Origin of the sequence: Streptomyces sp. NPDC050433 (assembly GCF_044458565.1) — a bacterium.
Taxonomy (GTDB): domain Bacteria; phylum Actinomycetota; class Actinomycetes; order Streptomycetales; family Streptomycetaceae; genus Streptomyces.
This window is the reverse complement of sequence record NZ_JBITIB010000013.1, coordinates 1-23,060: the sequence shown is the minus strand read 5'-3', so window position 1 is coordinate 23,060 and position 23,060 is coordinate 1. Positions and strand designations below refer to the sequence as shown.

Sequence of the window (23,060 nt, the reverse complement as noted above, 5' to 3'; positions counted from 1 at the left end):
TGCGGGGGTCAGCGTGCGGATCAGAGGCTGCGCGCGGTGATGTCGCCCTGCGCGGTGGTCGCGTGGATGGCCAGGTCGGCGGTGCCGCCGGCGTTCTTGAGCGAGTTGTGGATACGGCCGTAGGTGGTGCCGGCGTCCAGTGAGGCGGAGACGCCGTGCGCGGCGCCGACCGACACGTCGCCGGACTCGGTGCGCAACACGACCGTGCCGCGCACTGCTTCGGTGATCTGGATGTCGCCCTTCTGGATGCTGATCTCCGCGGGGCCGTCGAGGCGTCCGACCGAGACATCACCGGCGAGGGCGGTGAGGCGGACGCTCGTGGCCTCGTCGAGCTTGGTCGCGCCGTGCGCACCGTCGAAGACGACGTCGCCGAGCCGTCCGACGGCCCGGAGTTCGGCGGCTGCCGCCTTTCCTTCGACGCGGGAGCCGGCGGGCAGCTTGACGGTCACCTCGATCGATCCGGAGGGGCCGAGGATCTGGTGCCGCGCCGCCGAACTCGCGATCCGCAGAACGCCGTCGGCGTATTCGACCGTGGTCTGCTCCGCGGCCTTCACGTCGCGGCCCTTCGAGGCGTTCGAAGGCAGGACCTCAACGGTGGTGTCGATCCGGTCGGCGGCGATGAGCTGGATGCGTCCGGCGGGGATGTCGAGGACGGCGGAGATCGGGGTGGGGGTGTCGTACTTCTGCATCGTGCTCTCCTCTTGCGTTCGCGCTTCTTTGTTTCTGATACCGGAAACGCTACGTAGCGTTCATGGATTGCGCAACATGTTTGTTGCTATGGAAGTGCATCGACGCAGGTAAGAGCAGCGCAATCGTTGCAATGAATGTGAGGGCAATGCAACGTCTGTCGTTCCAAGTCGTTGCATTGGAGTAGGAGTGAACGCTATGTTGGCGGCTTCGCGGAGCACACAGCACGCAGCACAGAGGAGATCGCGATGCCGGGAGGCAGACTCACCCAGCAGGAACGCCAGCAGATCGCGCTGGGGTTGGCCGACAGCCTCGCCTACGCGGAGATCGCCAGACGTCTCGACCGCCCCACCTCGACGATCACGCGCGAGGTGATGCGCAACGGCGGCCCCACCGCCTACCGCGCCGACCTCGCCCACCGCGCCACCGAGCGCCGCACCCACCGCCGTCGGCGGACGGCGCCCCCAGGACCCCACACGCCCGCGACGGCCCACGGGCGTGACCTTGAGGCGGTGCGCGAGTACGAGGAGACCTTCACCACCCTCCTCATGCAGTCGGGCCTGCCCAAGATGGTGGCCCGAGTGCTGACTTGCCTCTTCACCGCCGACGCGGGCAGCCTCACCGCGTCCGAACTGGCCCAGCACCTCCAGGTCAGCCCGGCATCCATCTCCAAAGCGATCACGTTCCTCGAAAGCCAGGGCCTCGTGCGCCGGGAACGCGACGACCGCCGCCGTGAGCGCTACGTCGCCGACGGCGACGTCTGGTACCAGTCGACGATCGCCAGCGCCCGAGGCAACCTCCAACTCGCCGAGACCGCGCGGCAGGGCGTCGCCATCCTCGGCCGTGACACCCCGGCAGCCGTACGCCTGGAGAACATCGCCCGCTTCGTCGACTTCATCGGCGAGAGCATCATCCGCGCCGCCGAGCAGGCTCGCGAGATCCTCCACAGCGCACCCGAAACGCCCTCCGGCGACACCGACACGGCATAGGTCCGATATGGGCCCAGCGCTGGGCCCGAGGGCCTTCGTAATGGGTCTCGGGCGTACCTACTACGAGATCGACGCGCCGGGTGGCATCGACATCAACAAGACGTTCAAGGACGACAGCAGGTACGACTACGAAAACGAGGTCGCCTTCCCCGGCGGGATTGATTTGTCGTACATCAAGGGCGCCTGGACGCTCCAGGACGACGGCAGTTGGGGCGAGTGGGTGGACAACCCGTTGAATTCCACGGCCCGGTGGGCCATGTTCGACGCGAAAACGCGAGGCACCCCCGCAGGGGCCCTCGCGTTTTCGCTGTCGTGGATCCGATTACCGGGCTTGATCAGGCCTTAAGGGCAGACCACCAGGCCGGGAGTGCCGCGAGCAGCTTGGCGTAGAACTCCGCGTCCGGGACGTCCTTCGGGGCCGGGCCCGCGTGGAAGAACGAGACGTTCGCGGCCTTCTCGTCCGCGCCCAGCTTGCGCGCGAAGTCGAAGCCCTTCGCCTCGTGCTCGCCGAACGCCACGATCTGCCAGAACAGCGGAAGCTTCGCCGCCTCGGCGAACGCCTTCTCCGCCACCTGCTTGGCCTCCGGCGCGCCGTCCGTCTGGAAGATCACCAGCGCCGGGCCGGGGTTGCCCGCTTTCTCGTGCAGGGTGACGACCTCTTCCACCGCGCGGTGGTAGTTCGTCCGGCCCATGTGGCCGAGTCCGGCGTGCAGTTCGTCCACCCGGTTCTCGTACGACGTGAGGGAGAGGTCACCCGTACCGTCGATGTCGGTCGAGAAGAAGACGACCTGCACGTTCGCCTTCTCGTCCAACTGCGCCGAGAGCGCGAGCGCCTGCTCGCCGAGGTGCTGGGCGCTGCCGTCCTTGAAGAACGGGCGCATGGAACCCGAACGGTCGAGCACGAGATAGACGGTCGCGCGCTTCCCGGTCAGACCGAGGTCCTTGAGCGCGACGCCGGCCGCCTTGTGCATGTCGGCGAGGCCCGGCGCGCGGGTCTTGACGCGGGCGCCGGAGTACGCGGGCTTGCCGGCGACCTCGGGCGCGGGCGCGGCTACGACCTCGGCCTCGGCCTCAACCGTGGCCACCGGCTCCGGTTCAGGCTCCGGCTCCGCCACCGGCTCCGGCGCGACCTCCGCCACCGGCTCCGGCTCCGGCTCGATCAGCGGCTCCGGCGCGGGCTGCGCCTGTGCCGGGACCGTCGCCGTCTTCGGCTCCTCCCGCTTCGTCTGTGCCGGGACGCTTGGCTCCGGCGTCGTCGTACGCGGGTTGTCGAAGGCCGCGGCGACCAGGTCGTCGGCCTTCTCCGTCTCCTTCTCGGTCTCCGTCTTCGTCGTCGTGGACTTCTCCGCGGCGGGCGACGGCTCCTTCGCCGGTGCCGGCACCGAGGCGGTGGCCTTCGCGGCCGTTGTCGCGGTCGTCGCCGTCGAGGTTGAAGTCGTAGCACTCGTTGACGTCGTGCTGGTCGTCGAAGGCGTGGTCGTGGTCGTCGTCGCGGCTGGCGTCGTGGGCTCTGGCTGATGCGTGCGCTCGGTCTGTGCCGGTACCGTCGTGGCCGCCGACTCGTCACGCTCCGCACGCTCGCGTCCAAACACCTTGCGCAGCAAGCTCCGAATGCCCATGGTCGAGGCCTTTCAGATGAGTTGGGTGCGGCATATATCCGTACTTGGAACAGGGGATCCGGGGTCTTGCCCCGACCGAAACTCAGCATCCCTGGCCACGGCGGATACGTAAGGTTAGCGGCCACTCGGCGCCCTCTCCGGCAGGGGCGCCCCGCGAACTGGAACGTGGCCCCTTCCGGTACCCGGTCGACTCACATTCATTCCACGTTCACCTTGAGGCCGCTGTACCGGCGGCCTACGCGCATAGCGTCGCCGCCGTACATATCCCGACACAATGTCGGCGCAGGCGCGCCGAGCAAGTCCCATCGGAGGGGAAAGTGCGCAAACTGCTGCCGCTGTTCAGCTCGCACCCGGGCGGACGTTCCGCCATGACCTGCCGTTACCGCTGCGGTGACGCGTGTTTCCACGAGACGCCCAACACCAGTGACAACGAGTACGCCGGCGACGTCATAGCCGGTGCGCTGTCCCGTCGGTCGATCGTGCGCGGTGCCGCCGTGGTGACCGTCGCCGCCGCCGCGGGTACCGCGATCGCCGCGGGCACCGGTGGCACCACCCCCGCCTCCGCCACCCCCCTCGTCGGTGGCGACAACGGCTACGGCAGCGGCGGCAAGAACGACGGCGCCCGCGGCCTGCGCTTCGCGCCCGTCGCGCCCAACACCGCCGACAAGGTGACCGTCCCGGACGGCTACTCGCAGAACCTCGTCATCCGCTGGGGTGACCCGATCCTGCGCGGCGCCCCCGAGTTCGACCCGAACAAGCAGACCGCAAAGGCGCAGGCCGGCCAGTTCGGTTACAACAACGACTTCCTGAGCCTGCTCCCGCTGAAGGGCGAGCGCGGCAAGCAGCTCCTCGTGGCCAACCACGAGTACACCGACGAAATCCTGATGTTCAAGGGTTACGACGCCGACAAGCCCACCCGCGAGCAGGTCGAGATCGCCTGGGCCGCGCACGGCCTGTCGGTCGTCGTGGTGGACGAGGACTCCCGCAGCGGAAAGCTCACCGTCGTACCGCGTCACGAGCTGAACCGCCGTATCACCGTCACGAGCGAGTTCCGGCTCACCGGACCGGCCGCGGGCTCCGCCCTGCTGCGCACCTCCGCCGACTCCTCGGGCGAGAAGGTCTACGGCACGCTGAACAACTGCGCCGGCGGCACCACCCCGTGGGGCACGATCCTGTCGGGCGAGGAGAACTTCAACCAGTACTTCGCCAACGGATCGAGCGCCACCGACAAGCGTTACGGCATCGGCACTACCGCCACCGAGCGCAAGTGGGAGCAGTTCGACAAGCGCTTCGACCTGAAGCAGGAGCCCAACGAGGCGCACCGCTTCGGCTGGGTCGTCGAGCTGGACCCGTACGACCCCGACTTCACGCCGCGCAAGCGCACGGCGCTCGGCCGCTTCAAGCACGAGGCCGCGCAGCCGCGCCTCACCGCCGACGGCCGCCCGGTCGTCTACATGGGCGACGACGAGAAGTTCGACTACTTCTACAAGTTCGTGTCGTCCAAGTCGATGCGGAAGGGCAACAGCCGCGCCGACCGCGAGCACAACCTCACGCTGCTGGACGAGGGCACGCTGTACGTCGCGAAGCTGACCGGCGACAGCCCGGTAGAGGACATCGACGGCTCCGGCAAGCTGCCCAAGGACGGCGAGTTCGACGGCTCCGGCGTGTGGATCCCGCTGGCCACCGGCGATGTCTCGCACGTGCCCGGCATGACCGCCGAGGAGGTGTACGTCTTCACGCGCCTCGCCGGTGACAAGGTCGGCGCCACGAAGATGGACCGCCCCGAGGACGTCGAGCCCTCGCCGCGTACCGGACGCGTGTACGTCGCGCTGACGAACAACAGCGACCGCGGCGCCGCGGGCAAGGCGGGCGTGGACGAGGCCAACCCGCGCAAGGCCAACAAGCACGGCCAGATCCTGGAGCTGGCCGAGAACTGGGACGACGCGGCGGGCGACGGCTTCGCCTGGCGGCTGTTCCTGGTCGCGGGCGACCCGAAGGACCCGGCGACGTACTTCGCCGGCTTCCCGAAGGACAAGGTCAGCCAGATCTCGTGCCCGGACAACGTGGCCTTCGACGCGCACGGCAACCTGTGGATCTCCACGGACGGTGCCCAGCTCGGTTCGCACGACGGCCTGTTCGGTGTGGCGACGCAGGGCGAGCGGCGCGGTGAGCTGAAGCAGTTCCTCACCGTCCCGAAGGGCGCGGAGACCTGCGGCCCGATCATCCAGGACCGGCGCGTGCTGGTCGCGGTGCAGCACCCGGGCGAGATCGACGGTGCGACGGTCGAGAACCCGCTGAGCGCGTGGCCCGACGGGCCCGGGAAGATGGTCCGCCCGGCGGTCGTGGCGGTCTGGCGCAAGGACGGCGGCGAGATCGGCGTCTGAGACGCCGTGAACTGATGTGCTGATCGCCGGACGGGCTGTTTCCCTCAGCCCGTCCGGCGATTGTCATCTGCCCGGAGGCGAGTGCCACGGCAGCCGTGCGCTCAAGGTGAACGTGCCGTCCACGGAGCCGTGCCGCAGCTTGCCGCCGTCCAGTTCGACGCGCTCGTGCAGCCCGGTCAGACCCGCGCCCGCGCCGGGGATCGCCGATTCGGGCACGCCGACCGGCAGCGGATTGCTGACCTCGACGGTCACTTCGGTACGTGGGGAACCGGCGTACAACCGGACCGTCACGGGCGAACCGGGCGCGTGTTTGCGGGCGTTGGTAAGGCCCTCCTGGACCACGCGGTAGGCGGTGCGCTGGAGCTGTGGCCGGGGTGACTCCGACTCGGAGCTGTCCTCCGTACGGAAGTCCACCGTCTGGCCCGCTGCCCGCGCCTCGTCCACGAGAGCCTTCAGATCGGCCATCGTCGGCTGTGGCGGGGCGGTTTCGCCGTTGTCCGTATCGGTGCGGAGCACGTACAGGACGTCGCGCAGCTCGTTCAGCGCCTGGTGCGCGGTGTCGCGGATGACCTGCGCGCTCTCGGCGATCTCCGCGCCGCTCAGCTCCGGCCCGGCGCCGGCCTCGGCCTTCCGTGTGCGGTACGCGAGGGCCCCGGCGTGCACGGAGAGCAGCGAGATGCGGTGGGCGAGGACGTCGTGCATCTCGCGTGCGATGGCGGTGCGTTCGGTGCGCCGGGACTCGGCGAGGCGGCGGGCGTGCTCCGTACGCTCGCGGTCGGCGTCCTCGCGCAGCTTCAGGACGAGCAGCCGGCGGGCCCGGAGCGCGCTGCCCCAGGCGAAGAAGACCACGTGGTAGGCGAGGACGAAGACCGCGGCGGTCCAGCCGCCCTCGTACGGGACGGAGTAGATCAGTACGTACGGCGCGACGGCCGCGATCATCAGGCACAGCACCGGCAGCGCCCGCTGCCAGGGCACCCGCAGCGCGAGGTTGAGGATGATCACCGCGCCCGCGCCGACGCCGGTGTTGGCCAGGGCGCCGACGGGCACCAGGACCAGCGCCACCAGCAGCGGGAAGCGGCGCCGCCACCAGAGGGCGAGACAGGCGACCGCGCCGAGCCACGGGTCCAGCGAGACGAGCCAGTCCGGGAGATGGCCGAGCGTGGGGTTGCGGGTGATCATCAAGGCCCACAGGCCCACGGCCCAGACGAACGCGAGACAGTCGACGGTCCAGTCACGGACGGTCCGGCGCACCGGGCCGCCGCACCCGCCGCTCTCGCCGCGGAAGACCAGCGCGCCGGGCAGCAGCGACCGCGGTACGGACACGGAGTCGTACTCACCGCTGTCGCGATCCGGACGGCCGGGGTGGGTCATGAGGCGAGCCTAAGCGGGCACGGGCGGACGACGAAACGCCTTACTCGGGCACCCGGAGCCCGCACGGGGCGGCGCTCCGCGGGCCTTTCCGGGAGGGCGTTCCGGCCGAGCCGGACATGCTCCCGACGGCACTGTCGGTGCCCCGCTCGGCACGGGGAACGCACCGCCGGGAGGTGGCCGACAGGAGACACCCGTGAAACCCGACCGTGGAGGCGGGCGCCCAAGCCCCGGCCCTCGCCCTCGCCCCCGCCCCCCCCGGAGGAAACCCTTTGCCTCCGTCGCCCCCGTCCCCTATCGTTCACCACGTCCTTGTTGTCTCCGATAGAGGTGGACGTTGCGCATCTGAGGTTCGCGATCATCACGCCCTACGGCTCCGGTTTCGGCTCACGCCCCCGCCCGTACGCCCGCGTGCATGCGACCTCGATGCATCCGCCGTCCCCGACCTCTCGGACAGCCGCATCTCCCCCAGGGCTCAAGCCCTCGGCGCTCCCGCGCCCGGTCGCCGCGTGGTGCTCGCATACGACGCCCCCATCCGCCCGCGCCAGCGAGGACCACTGCCATGTCGACCACCATGTCCGCCCCCACGCCCCCCAGCGCCTCCCTCACCTGCTCCGCGCTCTCCTTCCGGTGGGCGGACGGTACCCCCGTCTTCGACGGGCTGTCCCTCAGCGTCGGCCGGGGCCGCACCGGGCTCGTCGGTGCCAACGGCACCGGCAAGACCACGCTCCTGCACCTGCTGGCGGGCGAGCTGCGCCCCTCCGGCGGGTCCGTCACCGTCGGCGGCAGCCTCGCGTACCTGCCGCAGAACATCACCCTCGACACCGCCCTCCGCGTCGACCAGGCGCTCGGCATCGCGCGGCGGCGCGAGGCGCTGCGCGCCATCGAGAGCGGAGACGTACGCGAGGAACACTTCGAGACGGTCGGCGAGGACTGGGACGTCGAGGAACGCGCCGTCGCCATGCTCGGCTCCCTCGGGCTCGGCGCGATCGACCTGGACCGCACCGTCGGCGAGATCTCCGGCGGCGAGACGGTCCTGCTGCGCCTGGCCGCCCTGCTCCTGGAGCGACCCGACGTCCTCCTCCTCGACGAGCCGACGAACAACCTCGACCTGCCCGCCCGGCACCGGCTCTACGAAGCCGTCGACTCCTGGCGCTCCGGCGTGCTCGTCGTGGTCAGCCACGACCGTGAGCTGCTGGAGCGCGTCGACCGCATCGCGGAGCTGCGCGCCGGGTCGGTGAGCTGGTACGGGGGCGGCTTCTCCGCGTACGAGGAGGCGCTCGCCACCGAGCAGGAGGCGGCGGGCCGCATGCTGCGCTCGGCCGAGGCCGACGTACGGCGCCAGAAGCGCGAGCTGGAGGAGACGCAGATCAAGAACGCCCGCCGGCAGCGCCAGGACAAGAAGCTCAACGCCCAGCGCAAGGCTTCCCGTATCGTCGCGGGCGGCCTGAAACGGTCCGCGCAGGAGTCGGCCGGCAAGTCGCGGGTCCTCCAGGAGGAGCGGCTGAGCGAGGCCCGCGAGCGCCGCGAGGAGGCGGCGGACGCGATCCGCGACGACGCCGAGATCCGGGTGAGCCTGCCCCGTACCGCAGTGCCCGCAGGCCGTACGGTCCTGACCCTGCGCGAGGTACGGCCCCGCTTCGGGCGGCTGCGGGAAGGGACGCTCGACGTACGCGGCCCGGAACGCGTCGCCCTCGTCGGACGCAACGGATCCGGCAAGACGACCCTGCTGCGTACCCTCACCGGGGAACTCGCGCCGCTGTCGGGGGAGGCGCGGACCTTCGTGCCGTCGCGGTTCCTGCCGCAGCGTCTCGACGTGCTGGACCCGGAGCTGAGCATCGCGGCGAACGTCGCACGCCTGGCGCCCGGCACCACCGACAACCACATCCGCTCGCAGCTCGCGCGCTTCCTCTTCAAAGGGCCGCGGGCGCAGCAGCTCGCCGGCACCCTCTCCGGCGGTGAACGCTTCCGCGCCGCTCTCGCGGCGATGCTGCTTGCCGCACCCGCCCCGCAACTGTTGATGCTGGACGAGCCGACGAACAGCCTCGACATGGCGAGCGTGCGGCAGTTGACGGGCGCGCTGGAGTCGTACGAGGGCGCGCTGCTGATCGCGAGCCACGATCTGCCGTTCCTCGAATCGGTGGGGATCACCCGCTGGTTGGTGGTCGGCGACGAGCTGACGGAGACGTCGGCGGACGAGGTGCGGGACGCGCTTTCCGACGGGGAATCGGGGGAGACGCTTTAAGCTCGGGTGCATGGCTGCTGCTGAAGCTCAGACCGGTAACGGCACCGGGACCGGGGACCAGGGGAGCGTACGCGCCGACGTCTGGATCTGGTCGGTGCGGCTGACCAAGACCCGTTCCCAGGCGGCGTCCGCGTGCCGCGCGGGCCACGTCCGCGTCAACGGGGAGCGGGTGAAGCCCGCGTACCTGATCAAGCCGGGCGACGAGATCCGGCTGCGGCACGCGGAGCGCGAACGGGTGGTCGTGCTCACGCGGGTCATCCGCAAGCGCGTTGGCGCCCCGGTGGCGGTCCAGTGCTACGTGGACAACAGCCCGCCGCCCCCGCCGCGCGAGTTCGCGGGCCCGGTGGCGGTCCGGGACCGCGGCGCGGGCCGCCCGACGAAGCGCGAGCGGCGGGTACTTGACGAACTCCTGGGGGCACCGCCCCGTGGGCCGGTACCCAACCGCACACAGTCACCTCGCGCGCACGGAAAGTAAAAGTCGTCGTCGTGGGGAAGGTCATCTCCATGAACCGCGACTGTGACCAGCACATGAGGCTCCGCCTCCCCCGCCACCCCCGCAGCGTCGGCCGCGCGAGGGAGGCACTGCTGACGTCCATCGGCCTGCCGGGAGAGCTGGGCGACACGGCCGCGTTGCTGCTGTCGGAGCTGGTCACGAACGCGCTGCGACACGGGTCGCCGCCGGGGCGGGAGATCGTGGTGACGGCGCGGCGGGCCGACGGGCTGCTGTGGCTGGAGGTCGAGGACGCGGGGGACTCGCTGCCCCGGCCCCGTGATCCCGACCTCGTCGACGAGTGCGGGCGCGGGCTGGCGCTGGTCGCCGCGCTCGCGGACGACTGGGGGGTGGCGCCGAGGCAGGGGCCGGGGAAGCGGGTCTGGGTGACGCTGAAGGCGCCGGACTACTGACTGGGCCGCCGACCGACCGCCGCCCGAACCGCCGACCGGAGTGCTGAACCGTTTCACCGGCCCTGCGACTCCGCCCTCACCCCCGCTGCGACGTGATCGCCTGCGCCGCCCGCACCTCCCGCCGCAGCGGCGCCAGAACCCCTTCGTCGTCGGCCGCCGACCACTCCTCGCGCACGTCCACCAGGACGACACTGGAGCGCACCCGCGCCGCCAGTTCCCGCAACTGCCGCTCCGCGTCCGCGATTTCCGCCGCGCCGGGCGGCGGCGCCCCGTGGTTGACGCGCACGCGCGCGGCCGTCGTCGCGTCGACGATCCGTTCCAGCGCGACGACCAGCGGCCACCAGGCGGCGGCGCGCGTCCCGGTGGGCGGCGGTTCGGTGAGCGCGCGCTGGAACTCGGTGCGTACGACGGACAGATCGCGGTAGATCACGCGCCGCCGCCGTACCCGCTCGGCCTGGTCCGCCGCCGTCTCCTCCTCCGTACGGCCGGTGGTGGGGCCGAAGGCGTACGTGAGGTAGTCCGCCGTGTCGTCGACGGCGTCCGCCAGCCGGTCCCCGATCCGGCTGTGCCAGCTCTCCGGCCAGAGCAGATAGCCCGCGATCAGCGCGATCGCGCAGCCGATGAGACTGTCCACCAGACGCGGCAGGACCAGTGCGAATCCCTGGTGGTTGAGCACGTCGGAGAGCAACAGGATCACGGGCGTGATGGCCGCCGTCTGGAAGGCGTAACTCTTCGCCGAGACCGCCGGAATGCACCCCGCGAGCATCAGCAGCACCGGCACGTCCCACCAGCCGCGCGGCACCTGCGACAGCACGGCCGCGGCGGTGACAAGACCGGCGGCCGTACCGAGCGCGCGCAGCACGCCGCGCGAGAAGACCGAGCCGAAGTCCGGTTTGAGGACGAAGGTGACGGTGAGGGCGACCCAGTACGAGCGCGGTACCGCGATCATCGACACCAGGATCTGCGCGAGGCCGATGCACAGAGCGAGGCGCAGCCCGTAGCGCCAGGACGACTCGCTGAACAGCATGTCGCGCCCGGCACGCCGGATCCGGACGCCGAGCGCGGCGGGGCGGCCGAGGCGGTCGTCCACGTTGTACGGGTCGGGGTCCGCCTTGTGCACGACGCGTGCGGCATGCCGCAGCGCGGCGTCGACGGCCCGCTCGGACGGGGTGGCGGGGGCCGGCAGGTCGAGTTCGGTGCCGCCGAGTCTGCTCTCCTCGATCGCCTGTGCCAACTCCCTCACGGCGGCCGGGATCTCGTCGGGGAGCGGGCGGCTCCGCAGCTGCGCGGCGGGCGCTGCTTCGACCAGCGGGATGAGCACGCTGAGCTGCGCGAGCAGCCGCACGAGCGGGCCGCGCCTGCCGTGGTCGCGGGCGCGGCGGGCGAGGACGAGGTCGTACGCCTGGTTCAGCGCCCCGGTGACGGCCTGGCGCAGCGCGTCGTAGTCGGTGTCCGCGCGGCCGGCAGACTCCAGGAGGTCGGCGCAGGCGCGGTACGCGTCGGCGACCGCGGTCCGCTCGGCGACCCGGCCGCGGAAGGGCCAGCCGAGCAGGGCGAGCAGCAGCACGCAGAGCCCGCCGCACGCGAACAGCAGCGGGGCCAGCCACCAGGGGCCGGGCAACGGGAGACCGGCGCCGACGACGGAGTTGATGAGCAGGAGCAGTCCGGCGACGGAGGCCACCGCGCCGATGGAGGAGATCATCCCGGAGACGAGCGCGACCAGTGTCAGCGTGGCGACGGCGATCCAGCCCTGGCCGAAGACGAGGCTGCCGAGGGTGAGGCCGAGCGCGCCGAACAGCTGGGGGATCGCGATGTGCAGCAGCCGTAGCCGGTAGGCGTCGGCGGTGTCGCTGATCACGCCGTACAGGGCGCCCATGGCGGCGAGCGCGCCGTATGTGGGCCGGCCGAGGGCGAGCCCCACGGCGAGAGGCGTCGCGAGTGCGAGGGCCGCGCGGACGACGGCGCCCCACGGGATGGGGGCGGCCTTCGGGCGCAGGCCGCTGAGCAGCCACTCGGGAGGCGCGAGCCGGGTGGCCTGCCGGGCGGTTGCTCGTCGGCGGGGAGAGATCACGGTGGCCACAGTGACGTATGGGGGGTGGGGCTGTCAGCCCCGGCCTGTCCGAGTTGCCGGGGCGCGGTGGCGGGTGTGCCCTGGAAGAGGGGCGAGTGAGGCGAGCGGGAGGAGTTCCCAGCCATGGCCACACAGGCACCGACGTCCAGGCCTTCGGCCAGGCCCACGTCCGGACCCCGGCACGCGCGCCCGTCTCGCTTCTCCTTGCGGGGCACGGGCGGCGGGAGGCCGCGTATCCCCGTCCGGGCCGTGGCCTGGCCGGTCGGCCTGGGCATCCTGTACGGCATCTGGGCACCGTTCATCCAGCGCCACGGCACCCCGCTCAACGCGCTCCAGATCACCCTGGGCGTCGTCTCCGGCCTCGCACTGGCCGTGCTCGTCTTCATACTGATGCGGCTTCCCACGACGATGACGACCGAGCTGCGGGCCGCGGCCTTCGGCGTGGTGGCGGGCGTGTCCGTGGGCTTCCTGCACAGCCTGACGTACGCGAGCGTGCTGCGGTCGTCCGGCATCGGGCTCACGGTGGGTGGGGCGGCGGCGATCGCGACGTTCTACTTCTTCCATACGCGGGAGGACTGAGCGGGGTCCAGGCGTAATTGGGTTGGCCCGCCGTCGCCGAGCCGGGATGATTCGCAGGTTCCGGACTCGGACTCGGGGGAGGGCGACGTATGACGGGACGTATGACGGTGTTCGCGTGTACGGGATGCGACGCCGTGCTGAGTGCCCCGCTGTCGCGGGTCGCGCTTCCCGTCCACACCCGCCAGGTCTGGGGGAACGGGCTGCTCCCCGTACTGATGGAATCGGGCACGTACGCCGTCGACCTGGAACCTTCCGGGCCGCCGTGGCGGTGGTGGAGCGAGGTCGGCGCGGAGGAGGCGGAAGCCCGCGGTGTGTTCGCGCCCGTGTCGCGCCTGTCCTTCGGCGCCGCGGGAGCGATCGTCGTCGCGCCGGGGGACACGCGTGGCACTGTCCTGATCCCGGAGCGATGCGGCGGCTACTGCTGCGGACTGGACGGGCGCGACGGCCCCAACCTCGCGTGCGAGCGGTGCGGCCGGGTGGTGGCGACCCGTGTGGACGACTGCTCACTCTGGCAGGAGGTGAGGTTCGCTCCGGACGGGGTGCGCGCCGTGCCGGATCCTGATCACCTCGATGACCGCGACGCTCCGGGCCGGGAGACGGTTGCCACGCCCCCGATCGACCAGTCCGGGTACTGGAACCCTCGGTGGGGTGCGGCGGTCGGGGCCGGGCTGGCCCACCTGCTGGCGGTTTCCGGGGGCACACCCGTGGCCGTTCCCGACGGCCTCGTCGCGGAGACGTTCGCCCGCGCACTGGACGCGCTGTACGGGCTGCTCCCGCCGGGGAAACCGGCGACGGCGAAGACGGTGGCTCTGGCCGGGCCGGGCCTGCCCGCCCCGGACTCGGCCCCGGACATCCTGCTGGTCCCGCGGCATCCGCGTACGGGGGAGACATGGCAGCCGTCCGACGGCGCGGCGACCGTGCCACTGGCCGCCGATGTGTGGACGCATCTGGCTTTCCACCGCGAACCCCCGATGGTCCCCGCGCCGGGCAGACTGCCCGACGGCGTCCTCCGCGACGATCCACTGCCGCGCCGCCCGCATTCGCTGTTCCGACCCGACAGGGGAGTGTTCCTCGCGACACTGGCCCGCCTGCCCGCCGTCCGCCAGCCGTGGCTGCGGGGGATCTACGACCGCGTGAGAGAGCCCTGGCCCGCGGGCCCGTTCTAGGTTCTCACGACCCGCGCGCCCGCCAGATCTGATCTGGCGGGCGCGCGCTCGCGTCTAGCGCCTACTGAGTGACGGCGGCCGAGGGCGAGGAGGGAGGCCACCCACATGCCGGAGTGCGACGAGGGGGAGTGGGACGGCGCGGCGGAGCCGCTGCGCGTCGCGGTCATCATCGGCAGCACCCGCGAGGGCCGGCTCGGTGACGCGATCGGCCGGTGGTTCGCCGAGCGGGCGGCCAAGCGGGACGAGTTGGCGGTGTCGGTCGTCGATCTGGCCGACTTCGACTTCCCCGCGCGTTATCCCGACCGGGTCACGGAGCCGATGGCGGAGTTCACCGCCGAGGTCGACCGTGCCGAGGCGTTCGTGGTGGTGACACCGGAGTACAACCGCTCGTTCCCCGCCTCCCTCAAGCAGGCCGTGGACTACGCGTACGACGAGTGGCAGACCAAGCCGGTCGCGTTCGTCAGTTACGGCCACGGGTCGGGCGGGATGTACGCGGTGGAGGGCCTGCGCTCCGTCTTCACCGAGCTGCACACGGTCACTCTGCGAAACGGGGTGTCGATCAACCTCTTCGACTGCGGCGACGACGTGCTCGATGTCGACGCGGCGACCGGGGAGCACCGGGACCGTGCGGCGAGTGTGCTGCTCGACCAGCTCGGATGGTGGGGCCTGGCCCTCCGCGAGGCGCGGGAGGCCCGCCCGTACATCTGCTGAGCGGCCCGGCTGATGAGTTACGGGCGCTCCGGGAGTCCTAAGACGTACGACGACACAGAACGACGACCAGACAGAACGACAAGGACTGAGTGATGAGTAAAGATCTCGCGATCGAGACCACAGGGCTGGTGAAAGTCTTCGGCTCGAACCGCGCCGTGGACGGAGTCGATCTCGCCGTGCCGACGGGCACGGTCTACGGAGTGCTGGGTCCGAACGGCGCGGGCAAGACCACCGTCGTACGGATGCTCGCGACGCTCCTCCGCCCGGACGGCGGCGAGGCCCGTATCTTCGGCAAGGACGTGGTGAAGGACGCCGAGTCGGTCCGCAGCCGGGTCGCGCTGACCGGGCAGTACGCGTCGGTGGACGAGGACCTGACCGGCTCGGAGAATCTGGTCCTGCTCGGCAGGCTGCTCGGGCACACCAAGCCCGACGCCCGCGACCGCGCGGGGCAGTTGCTGGACGCCTTCGGTCTTACGGAGGCGGCGGGCCGGCAGGTCAAGAACTACTCGGGGGGTATGCGGCGCCGTATCGACATCGCCGCCTCCATCCTCAACACCCCCGACCTCCTCTTCCTGGACGAGCCGACGACCGGCCTCGACCCGCGCAGCCGTAACCAGGTGTGGGACATCGTGCGGGCCGTCGTCTCGCAGGGGACGACCGTGCTGCTGACGACCCAGTATCTGGACGAGGCGGACCAGTTGGCGTCCCGTATCGCCGTGATCGACCAGGGCAAGGTGATCGCCGAAGGCACCAAGGGCGACCTGAAGGCGTCCGTCGGTTCCGGCGCCGTGCATCTGCGGCTGCGCGAGGCGGCCCAACGGCCGGACGCCGAGCGGGTGCTGGCCGCCGCACTGCGCGCGGAGGTCGTGCTGGACCCGGACCCGCTCGCCCTCACCGCCACGATCAGCGGCTCGGGCACCGACCGGGGTGGGGCCGAGCAGGCCGGGAGGGCGCTCGCCGAGCTGGCGCGCGAGGGGATCGTCGTGGACAACTTCTCCCTCGGCCAGCCCAGCCTGGACGAGGTCTTCCTCGCGCTGACGGACAAGAAGAAGAGCAGCACCGACGTGAAGGAAGGGGCGGCGGCATGACCACCGTAGCCACGAAGACGCAGGACCTCGACGACCTCGACCTCGCCGCACCCACGGCGGACGACCTCGCCGCGCTGCTGGTGAACAAGGAACGGCCGCGGAGGCCCAGCGCCCTCTCCGCGTCGCTGACGTTCGGCTGGCGGGCGATGCTGAAGATCAAGCATGTGCCCGAGCAGCTTTTCGACGTGACCGTCTTCCCGGTCATGATGGTGCTGATGTACGCGTATCTCTTCGGCGGTGCGCTGGCCGGGTCGGTCTCCGAGTACATCCAGTTCCTGCTGCCCGGCGTCATGGTGATGAGCGTCGTGATGATAACGATGTACTCGGGCGTCGCGGTCAACACCGATATCGCCAAGGGTGTCTTCGACCGCTTCCGTACGCTCCCGATCTGGCGCCCGGCACCGATGGTCGGCTATCTGCTCGGTGACGTGATCCGCTACATGATCGCCGCGATCGTGATCCTCGGCGTGGGCCTCGCCATCGGATACCGCCCCGACGGCGGTCTGCCGGGCATCGTGGCCGGCGTGGCGCTGCTGCTCGTCTTCTCCTTCTCGTTCTCGTGGATCTGGACGATGTTCGGGCTGATGCTGCGCACCGAGAAGTCGGTGATGGGCGTCAGCATGATGGTGATCATGCCGATGACGTTCCTGAGCAACGTCTTCGTCGACCCGAAGACGATGCCGGGCTGGCTCCAGGCGTTCGTCAACAACAGCCCCGTCTCCGAACTCGCCAGCGCGGTACGCGGGTTGATGGCGGGCGACTGGCCGGCCCATGACATAGCGGTGACGCTCGGCTGGTCGGTGGGGTTGGTGCTCGTGTTCGGTACGTGGACGATGAGGCTCTACAACCGGAAGTGAGCCGGTGCCGCCGGGTGGCCTGTGGTCTGCGACTCCTCGGGGGGAGAGCCGCAGACCACAGGCGTTGACTCTGCCCAAGGGGCAAGCCCCAGCATCGGTCGTGCCGGGCGAGGCGTCCGGTACGAGGAGAGGGGCGGCGGTGACCGGAGACATGGACGAACTGACCATCGGCGCGTTCGCGCGCGCGTCCCGGCTGTCTCAGAAGGCGCTGCGCCTCTACGACGAGCTGGGGCTGCTGACACCGGCTCGCGTGGACGAGGTGACCGGCTACCGGTATTACACCGAGGCGCAGTTGGAGCGGGCCCGGCTGGTGGCGTGGCTACGGCGCGTCGGGATGCCGCTGGTCCGGATCGGTGAGGTCTGCGCTCTGTACGAGACGGATACGCCGGCCGCCGGCCTGGCCGTCGGGGCGTACTGGGCGCAGGTGGAGAAGGAGACCGCCGCGCGCCGGGACCTGGTGACCTTCCTCGTCGACCAACTGTCGGGGAATCCGGCAGGGAAGGGCGTCGAAGCGATGTCTCTACCGGGCAGGAACACAGTGATGCGTTACGCGGCCGGGTCGGACCGAGGACTGGTCCGTCCGGTCAACCAGGACACGGCGTACGCCGGTTCGCGGCTCCTCGCTGTCGCGGACGGGTTCGGGGAGGACGGGGCACGGGCGAGCGGGGCGGCGGTCGAGGCGCTGGTGGCGCTGGAGGGGTCGGTGCGGGGTGCCGATGTACTCAACGGCCTGGCGGACGCGGTGGACCGGGTGAACCGGGCCAGTGGGGCCAGTGAGTCCGGGACCACGCTCACGGCGATGCTGTGGACCGGATCCCGGCTGGCACTCGTGCATGTCGGAGACACCCGCGCCTATCTGCTGCGGGGCGGTGAGGTCTCCCGGATCACGCACGACCACACCCTGGTCCAGTCGATGATCGACGCGGGCACCCTCACCCCCGACGAGGCGGCCTCCCACCCCCAACGGGCCCTGCTGCTGCGCGCCCTGGACGGCACGGAGGCCCACGCCCGCCCCGATCTGCGCCTGCACGACGTGGAGCCGGGAGACCGCTATCTGCTCTGCTCCGACGGTCTGTTCACGGTCGTACGCCCCGACGACATCGGGCGCGTCCTCCGTACGACAGCGGACCCGGAGGACGCCGTGCACGAACTGATCGCACTCGCCCTGGCGGCGGGCGCCCCGGACAACGTGACGTGCGCGGTCGCCGACGCCGTGGTCGCCGACGCGGTCCCAGCCCGGTCAGGATCAGCTCGGCTCGATGGCGCGTTCCGTGGGCAACGCTTCTCGTAGTGCGGCGATGAAGGCCTCGACGGCGGGATGCGCCGCCGAGCCCCCGCGGAAGGCGACCTCGCCACGCGGTGCCATGAGCGGGCGTGCCGGGCGTGGGCAGGATCCACGGTGCGTGGCGCCACCTCGGTACGGGGTCCGGGTCCGGGCTCCCAGGCCGGGGCTCACAGCCGCCAGTTGAGCCCGTCGGAGGGGCCGCCGGATGTGCCGTCCTCCGCGAGTTCGGGACGGTACGCGCAGGTTGAGCCCGTGGTCACCGACTTCCGGAGATGCGTGGCAAGTTCGGGGTGGAGCGCGTCGAGTTTGCGGAGGGTGTCGCGGATCCGGGCCGTGACCGTCTTACGGGCCCGTTCCGCCTCGTCGCCCAGCCGCCGGGTGCGTCCGCCGAGCCCGGCGGCGGTGCGCAGTTCGTCCAGGAGGGCCTGCCGTTCCCTGTCGTACGCGGCGGCGCGCGCGGCGTCGCCCCGCTCGCCCGCGCGGTCTATCTCGTGGTCCAACTGGTCGAGTCGGCGCCGATATTCGGCCTTGGCCCGTTCGTCCAGGACCGGGTCACCGCCCATCGCGTGTGCGGCGACGGCGGTCTCGCCGCCGTCGGGGGCGAGCAGCCGGACGGCGGGGAAGTCGGTGCCGGGGTGCGCGAGCAGCGTGTGCAGATCCCGCAGCCCCTTGGCGTCGGGCACATGGACCGCGCGCCCGTCGAAGCCGAGCGCCCACACGGCCCCGTCCCGCCTGAACTCCGGTCCGGGGGAAGGTGGTTGTGTCTGCGGGGAGAGGTCGGTGCGGGTGCCGGTCCCCACGCCCGGCCCGCGTGGTCCGGCGTCGTCCGCCCAGGGGCCGTTCACCCACGGCCCCCGCTCCCCGTCCGGCGGGGTGGGCGGGCCGGGCCGGTCGGCTCCCTCGGGCCGTACCACCGCCGGCCCTTCCACCGGCACCTCCAGCGCCGGCACCGCCCCCGCCGCCTGCTGTCTCTCCAGATGCCGCAGCCCCATCGCCTTTGCCGCCCGCGAGTTCTCCGCGCGCAGGGTGGCCTCCGCGGCGGCGTCCCCTGCCCCGCCGCGGGCCCGCAGCGCGTCCGCCAGGGCCAGGCCCGCGCGCAGGGACCACGGTCTCGCCTGGAGGCGGTCTGCGGAGTCGCGCGCCGACGTGAACGCCGCCACCGCCCCGTCCCAGCGCCCTTCTGCCGCGTCCAGCATGCCGAGCCAGAGGTCGATCGGCCCGCTGATGTCGCAGCCGTACAGCGCGACGAGCCACTGGCCGCTGTGCGCGCCGAGCGCGTCCCGTGCCTCGGCGATCAGCGCGGGCTCGCCCGACGCGGCGGCCGTGTGCGCCAGCAGCCGGAACCACAGCGGCCCGAAGACCCGTCCGACCGGCTCCGGCCGCTCCGCCACCTCGCGCAGCAGCCGCCGCGCCCGCGCCGTGTCGCCCCGCTCGATGGCGGAGATCCCGTCGAGCAGCAGCGGGAGCGGGTAGTCCACGCCGTCGAGGGCGTGCGTGACGGCGTCGGCCTCGTCGAAGCGCCCCCGGATCATGTGCAGGGACCAGAGCAGATGCCAGGCGAGAAAGCCGTACGGCGTGTGCTCGCGCGCCATTTCGAGCGTGTCGGCGAAACACGTCTCGGCCTGCTCGAAGTCGCCGGTGAGCGCGGCGACGATCCCCACGTCGACGGTCTTGCCCAGCAGGTACCTGCGCTTGCCCGCGCGCTCGGCCACTCCCGCGTACGTACGCAACTGGCTCAGATAGAGCGGATCGCCCAGCTCCAGCAGCGTCACCCAGCGCATCGCCGCGGCGTGCAGCTCCATGTCCATGTTCTGGGTGCGGCGGGCGACGGCCGACATCTCGCCGGTGAGGGCGAGCCGTTCGTCGGAGGTCCCGAGGCCCCAGATGGTGTCGTGCCGCGCCCAGAGGGAGAAGGCGAGCGCTTCGTCGTCATCGTCCTGCCGGGCGAGGTCGGTGGCACGGACGGCGAGATCCTGCGCCATCCGCTCCCGCTCCTCGTCACCGCTGCCCCCGCCGTCGCCACCGTCCTCGTCGCCGACCAGCGCCCGATACGCCTCGTGCAGCAGGTCCCCCGCCAGTGAGCCGTGGCCGGGGATGTCCTGCTGCCGGTGGAGCGTGAGCGCGACGCGGGCCAGCAGCGCGGGATCGCCCAGCTCGCGCGCCGGTGTCACCGCGCGGTCGAAATACCGCCGGGCCTCCTCGTCCCTGCCGTAGTGCAGCAGCTCACCGGCGAGGTCGAGCGCGATGACGACGGCCCGGCGCGGATCGCCCTCACCCGAGGTCTCCGCCACCTCCAGGGCGCGCCGGAAGTGCCCGACGGCCTCGTCGAACGCGAGCCTGCTCGACGCGTCCCGCGCCGCCACGAGCAGCAGATCGATGCGGTGGCCGCGGTCCACGGTGTCACCGGCGAGATGGGCGTGCCGGGCCAGATCGGCGGGGACGATCTTCTCGCCCAGGGCCGGGGCGGTGTCCAGGGCCCGGACGACCGCGCCGTGCAGCCGGCTCGCGTCCGCCTCCTCCAGCGACTCGTACAGCGTCTCCCGGACGAGGTCGTGGGCGAAGGCGAACCGGCCGCCCCTGCGCGCCACCACGAGCCGGGCCGACACGGCCCGGTCCAGCAGCCGGTCCACGTGCGGCACGGGCGCCGATGTCGCGGCGGCGAGGACCTGCCGGTGGAACTCCCTGCCCAGCACGCTCGCGGTGACCAGCAGATCCCCGACCGCCTTCGGCAGCATCGACAGCCGCCGCCGCACGGCCTCGCGCACACCGGGGGCGATCGTGCTGACCGGGCTGCCGCCGTGCCAGAGCCGGGCGGTCTGCTCGACGAAGAACGGATTGCCGCCCGTGCGGCTGTGCACCTCGTCCACCAGGGCGGGCTCCGGCTCACGGCCGGTGGTCAGCGCGAGGAGCGCGCCCACGTCGTCCCTGTCGAGCCCGGTCAGTGTGACGGCTGTGGTGGCGCGGGCGACGAGCGGCAGGATGAGCTGCTGAAGCGGGTGGCCGGGCGCCTCCACCTCCACGTCGCGATACGTCCCGATGAGCAGCAGCCGCTCGAACCAGGCGTGCTGGGCGGCGAATTCGAGAAGTTTGAGTGACGCGGTGTCCGCCCAGTGCAGGTCGTCCAGGACGACGACGACCGGTCGCTGCTGGGAGATCGTGACGAGGGCGGTCGTCACCGCGTCGTACACGGAGAAGGCGTCCTTGGCCTCCGGGGTGCCGGTGTCGTCGTCCCCCTCCGCCGCCGCCTCGCCGAGCAGCACCGCGAGCCGCCCGCCCGCCGCCTTCTCGGCCTTGGCCCACTCCACCTCGTCGAGGCCGCGCCGCATCCCGCGCACGACCTGCACCCACGGCCAGTACCCCGGAGCGCTGCCCTCCCAGCAGGAGCCGCCGAGCACCAGCGCCCCGCGCTGCCGGGCCTCCTGGGCGGCGGCCGTGACCAGAGTGGTCTTGCCGATACCCGCCTCGCCGGCGATCAGCACGAGACCCCCGTGGCTGTCCGTCGCCCGGCCGATCTCCGCGCGAAGGACGCCTGCGGGGTGGTCACGCCCGATCAGTGCAGGGGTCATGACCAAAACGATAGAAGGCACCACTGACAATCGGCATACGAAATCTTTGCTGACGGACAGAACCGCAGGTGGCAGCGGCCACGGTAGGATCCGCGCCCGCGAATCAGCCGCCCCGGACGACGACGAGGAGACGCGGTGGACGACGACGGCGGACAGACCCCGATGACCGACGAGGAGATCGAGGCGGCCAGCCTCGGCGCGGCCCAGCGCGTCAACGGGCAGGTCGTGTTGGGCGAGTACGACTCGCGGTGGCCCGCGGTCTACGAGCGTGAGGCCGCGCTGATCGGCACGCGCCTCGCCAACGCCGGGGCGGAAACGGCAGGTTCGACCGGGCCCTACCGGCTTGAGCACGTCGGATCCACCTCGGTGCCCGGACTGCCCGCGAAGCCCGTCATCGACATGCTGCTGATCGTCGCGGACCCCGGCGACGAGGCGAGCTATGTCCCCGCCCTGGAGGCCGTCGGCTACGCGGTCGCCATTCGGGAGCCGGACTGGTACGAGCACCGCGTGCTCAGGAAGCAGGACCTCGATCCTTCTGCCGGCTCGGCCAACTTGCACGTACTGCCCGCCGGTTGCCCCGAGGCCGACCGCATGCTGCTTTTCCGGGACCGGCTGCGTACACATCCCGGCGACCGTGAGCTGTACGCGGAGACGAAGCGGCAACTGGCGGGGCGGGAGTGGAAGTACCTGCAGAACTACGCCGACGCGAAGACCGAGGTGGTCGAACGGATCCTGGAGCGGGCCCGCCCGGCCCGGTGATGACGGCGATCCTCCTGAACGAGCGTTCTGAACCAGTGTTCTGAACGAACGTTCAACTCTGGGGTACGGTGTCGCCATGGGACACCGCGAAAAGCTGATGGCCGGGGCCCGGCGCTGTCTTGAGGAGCGTGGGTACGCGCACACGACCTCCCGCGACATCGCCGCCGCCGCCGACGCGCCGCTCGGCACGATCAACTACCACTACGGCTCCAAGGAGGCGCTGCTCAACGCCGCCATGCTGGAGTCCATTCACGAATGGGGCGCCAAGGTCCAAGAACCCCCGGCGGACCCGGCGGACTCCGGGGCCGATGGCCCCGTCCCCGTCGGGGCGCGGCTGGAGGCCATGTGGGGGCAGGTCATCGAGTCCGGGGCCACCCACCGGCCCCTGCTCGTCGCCGCGACCGAGGGGATCGCGCAGGCCGAGCGGTCGCCCGAGGTCCGGGCGCAGATCGCGGAGGCGTACGAGCGTGCCCGGCCGCGGCTCGCCGCCGACCTGCACGGCATCAGCGACGAAGCGACGGCGCGGGCCGTCGGCTCGGTGCACATGGCGTTGGTCGCCGGGCTGACGCAGCAGTGGCTCATCGACCCCGAACACGCGCCGTCGGCGGGCGAGATCGCCGCCGGCCTGCGGGCCATCGCCCGGAGTCTCGACGCGGACGAGTGAGCGGATCAGCGATGGGGTCGACCGAGCCGCCGTTCACGCATCTGCATGTCCACACCCAGTACTCGCTGCTGGACGGTGCGGCGCGGTTGGGGGACATGTTCAAGGCGTGCAATGAGATG

20 protein-coding genes and 2 pseudogenes are annotated in these 23,060 nt (G+C 71.5%); 17 read left to right on the top strand and 5 right to left on the bottom strand.

All coding sequences use genetic code 11. The annotated features are described in order from the left end of the window. Window positions 1-20: 20 nt before the first annotated feature. A complete protein-coding gene (locus ACIBLA_RS17590) occupies window positions 21-689 on the bottom strand; it encodes a DUF4097 family beta strand repeat-containing protein (RefSeq protein WP_399199070.1) in 669 nt (222 codons plus the stop codon). A 246-nt stretch (window positions 690-935) separates the two neighbouring features. Here ACIBLA_RS17590 and ACIBLA_RS17585 point away from each other — a divergent pair, with 246 nt between their 5' ends. Beyond that, window positions 936-1,676, top strand: coding sequence for a helix-turn-helix domain-containing protein (locus ACIBLA_RS17585; protein ID WP_399199069.1), 741 nt, complete (start codon window positions 936-938; stop codon window positions 1,674-1,676). A 40-nt stretch (window positions 1,677-1,716) separates the two neighbouring features. Next, window positions 1,717-2,022, top strand: coding sequence for a hypothetical protein (locus ACIBLA_RS17580; protein ID WP_363240498.1), 306 nt, complete (start codon window positions 1,717-1,719; stop codon window positions 2,020-2,022). Here the strand turns inward: ACIBLA_RS17580 and ACIBLA_RS17575 are convergent. Further along, complete coding sequence (locus ACIBLA_RS17575; protein ID WP_399199068.1) at window positions 2,012-2,761, bottom strand: VWA domain-containing protein; 750 nt, start codon at window positions 2,759-2,761, stop codon at window positions 2,012-2,014. The genes ACIBLA_RS17580 and ACIBLA_RS17575 overlap by 11 nt on opposite strands. On the opposite strand from ACIBLA_RS17575, the gene ACIBLA_RS17570 reads away from it, so the two are divergent. Together ACIBLA_RS17570 and ACIBLA_RS17565 are read left to right on the top strand one after the other, a co-directional pair. Then, window positions 2,754-3,194: a hypothetical protein gene (locus tag ACIBLA_RS17570; RefSeq protein ID WP_399199067.1), complete on the top strand. Its 441-nt coding sequence runs from the start codon at window positions 2,754-2,756 to the stop codon at window positions 3,192-3,194. The genes ACIBLA_RS17575 and ACIBLA_RS17570 overlap by 8 nt on opposite strands. Window positions 3,195-3,612: 418 nt before the next feature. Then, a complete protein-coding gene (locus tag ACIBLA_RS17565) occupies window positions 3,613-5,679 on the top strand; it encodes a PhoX family phosphatase (RefSeq protein WP_363240495.1) in 2,067 nt (688 codons plus the stop codon). Window positions 5,680-5,742: 63 nt separating this feature from the next. Here ACIBLA_RS17565 and ACIBLA_RS17560 read toward each other — a convergent pair whose 3' ends face one another. Beyond that, window positions 5,743-7,050: a sensor histidine kinase gene (locus ACIBLA_RS17560; protein ID WP_399199066.1), complete on the bottom strand. Its 1,308-nt coding sequence runs from the start codon at window positions 7,048-7,050 to the stop codon at window positions 5,743-5,745. Between the two features lie 412 nt (window positions 7,051-7,462). Here ACIBLA_RS17560 and ACIBLA_RS17555 point away from each other — a divergent pair. The 4 genes and pseudogenes from ACIBLA_RS17555 to ACIBLA_RS17540 all read left to right on the top strand — a co-directional run. Beyond that, window positions 7,463-8,233, top strand: a pseudogene (locus ACIBLA_RS17555) (ATP-binding cassette domain-containing protein); the annotation flags it as partial. Between the two features lie 123 nt (window positions 8,234-8,356). Further along, a pseudogene (locus ACIBLA_RS17550) lies at window positions 8,357-9,098 on the top strand (ATP-binding cassette domain-containing protein); the annotation flags it as partial. 204 nt (window positions 9,099-9,302) lie between these two features. Further along, on the top strand, window positions 9,303-9,767 hold the full coding sequence (locus ACIBLA_RS17545) for an RNA-binding S4 domain-containing protein (protein ID WP_399199065.1): 465 nt from the start codon (window positions 9,303-9,305) through the stop codon (window positions 9,765-9,767). Window positions 9,768-9,796: 29 nt separating this feature from the next. Then, the gene (locus ACIBLA_RS17540; protein WP_399199064.1) at window positions 9,797-10,195 is read left to right on the top strand and encodes an ATP-binding protein; all 399 of its coding nucleotides are present in this window, start codon (window positions 9,797-9,799) and stop codon (window positions 10,193-10,195) included. Between the two features lie 76 nt (window positions 10,196-10,271). Here the strand turns inward: ACIBLA_RS17540 and ACIBLA_RS17535 are convergent, their stop codons facing one another. Beyond that, a complete protein-coding gene (locus ACIBLA_RS17535; RefSeq protein WP_399199063.1) occupies window positions 10,272-12,266 on the bottom strand; it encodes an FUSC family protein in 1,995 nt (664 codons plus the stop codon). Window positions 12,267-12,515: 249 nt separating this feature from the next. On the opposite strand from ACIBLA_RS17535, the gene ACIBLA_RS17530 reads away from it, so the two are divergent. From ACIBLA_RS17530 to ACIBLA_RS17505, 6 genes are all read left to right on the top strand, one after another. Further along, window positions 12,516-12,845, top strand: a complete 330-nt coding sequence (locus ACIBLA_RS17530) for a hypothetical protein (protein ID WP_399199062.1) — start codon at window positions 12,516-12,518, stop codon at window positions 12,843-12,845. Between the two features lie 101 nt (window positions 12,846-12,946). After that, window positions 12,947-14,011 (top strand): hypothetical protein, encoded by a 1,065-nt coding sequence (locus ACIBLA_RS17525; RefSeq protein ID WP_399199153.1) that lies wholly within the window; start codon window positions 12,947-12,949, stop codon window positions 14,009-14,011. Between the two features lie 105 nt (window positions 14,012-14,116). Continuing rightward, window positions 14,117-14,722, top strand: coding sequence for an NAD(P)H-dependent oxidoreductase (locus ACIBLA_RS17520; RefSeq protein WP_363240489.1), 606 nt, complete (start codon window positions 14,117-14,119; stop codon window positions 14,720-14,722). A gap of 92 nt (window positions 14,723-14,814) precedes the next feature. After that, window positions 14,815-15,810 carry an ATP-binding cassette domain-containing protein gene (locus tag ACIBLA_RS17515; protein ID WP_399199061.1) on the top strand — a complete coding sequence of 332 codons (996 nt, stop codon included), beginning with the start codon at window positions 14,815-14,817 and terminating at the stop codon, window positions 15,808-15,810. Next, complete coding sequence (locus ACIBLA_RS17510) at window positions 15,807-16,667, top strand: ABC transporter permease (protein WP_363240486.1); 861 nt, start codon at window positions 15,807-15,809, stop codon at window positions 16,665-16,667. Before ACIBLA_RS17515 ends, ACIBLA_RS17510 begins: the two co-directional genes overlap by 4 nt. Window positions 16,668-16,818: 151 nt before the next feature. Further along, window positions 16,819-17,958, top strand: coding sequence for a MerR family transcriptional regulator (locus ACIBLA_RS17505; protein ID WP_399199152.1), 1,140 nt, complete (start codon window positions 16,819-16,821; stop codon window positions 17,956-17,958). 161 nt (window positions 17,959-18,119) lie between these two features. On the opposite strand, the gene ACIBLA_RS17500 is transcribed toward ACIBLA_RS17505, so the two are convergent. Beyond that, window positions 18,120-21,518 carry an ATP-binding protein gene (locus tag ACIBLA_RS17500; RefSeq protein ID WP_399199060.1) on the bottom strand — a complete coding sequence of 1,133 codons (3,399 nt, stop codon included), beginning with the start codon at window positions 21,516-21,518 and terminating at the stop codon, window positions 18,120-18,122. A 135-nt stretch (window positions 21,519-21,653) separates the two neighbouring features. Between ACIBLA_RS17500 and ACIBLA_RS17495 the strand changes: the two genes are divergently transcribed. From ACIBLA_RS17495 to ACIBLA_RS17485, 3 genes are all read left to right on the top strand, one after another. After that, a complete protein-coding gene (locus ACIBLA_RS17495) occupies window positions 21,654-22,277 on the top strand; it encodes a GrpB family protein (RefSeq protein ID WP_363240483.1) in 624 nt (207 codons plus the stop codon). A 76-nt stretch (window positions 22,278-22,353) separates the two neighbouring features. Next, complete coding sequence (locus tag ACIBLA_RS17490; RefSeq protein ID WP_363240482.1) at window positions 22,354-22,941, top strand: TetR/AcrR family transcriptional regulator; 588 nt, start codon at window positions 22,354-22,356, stop codon at window positions 22,939-22,941. 11 nt (window positions 22,942-22,952) lie between these two features. Next, window positions 22,953-23,060, top strand: a 108-nt coding sequence (locus tag ACIBLA_RS17485) for a PHP domain-containing protein (protein WP_399199151.1), incomplete at its 3' end; no start/stop codon positions are given.

Bases quoted from the DNA above. Each gene is read 5' to 3' on its own strand.
- ACIBLA_RS17510 (WP_363240486.1), top strand. From the start codon at position 15,807: ATGACCACCGTAGCCACGAAGACGCAGGACCTCGACGACCTCGACCTC.
- ACIBLA_RS17590 (WP_399199070.1), bottom strand. From the start codon at position 689: ATGCAGAAGTACGACACCCCCACCCCGATCTCCGCCGTCCTCGACATC.
- ACIBLA_RS17525 (WP_399199153.1), top strand. From the start codon at position 12,947: ATGACGGTGTTCGCGTGTACGGGATGCGACGCCGTGCTGAGTGCCCCG.
- ACIBLA_RS17515 (WP_399199061.1), top strand. From the start codon at position 14,815: ATGAGTAAAGATCTCGCGATCGAGACCACAGGGCTGGTGAAAGTCTTC.
- ACIBLA_RS17490 (WP_363240482.1), top strand. From the start codon at position 22,354: ATGGGACACCGCGAAAAGCTGATGGCCGGGGCCCGGCGCTGTCTTGAG.
- ACIBLA_RS17545 (WP_399199065.1), top strand. From the start codon at position 9,303: ATGGCTGCTGCTGAAGCTCAGACCGGTAACGGCACCGGGACCGGGGAC.
- ACIBLA_RS17540 (WP_399199064.1), top strand. From the start codon at position 9,797: ATGAACCGCGACTGTGACCAGCACATGAGGCTCCGCCTCCCCCGCCAC.
- ACIBLA_RS17520 (WP_363240489.1), top strand. From the start codon at position 14,117: ATGCCGGAGTGCGACGAGGGGGAGTGGGACGGCGCGGCGGAGCCGCTG.
- ACIBLA_RS17500 (WP_399199060.1), bottom strand. From the start codon at position 21,518: ATGACCCCTGCACTGATCGGGCGTGACCACCCCGCAGGCGTCCTTCGC.
- ACIBLA_RS17580 (WP_363240498.1), top strand. From the start codon at position 1,717: ATGGGTCTCGGGCGTACCTACTACGAGATCGACGCGCCGGGTGGCATC.
- ACIBLA_RS17505 (WP_399199152.1), top strand. From the start codon at position 16,819: ATGGACGAACTGACCATCGGCGCGTTCGCGCGCGCGTCCCGGCTGTCT.
- ACIBLA_RS17560 (WP_399199066.1), bottom strand. From the start codon at position 7,050: ATGACCCACCCCGGCCGTCCGGATCGCGACAGCGGTGAGTACGACTCC.
- ACIBLA_RS17585 (WP_399199069.1), top strand. From the start codon at position 936: ATGCCGGGAGGCAGACTCACCCAGCAGGAACGCCAGCAGATCGCGCTG.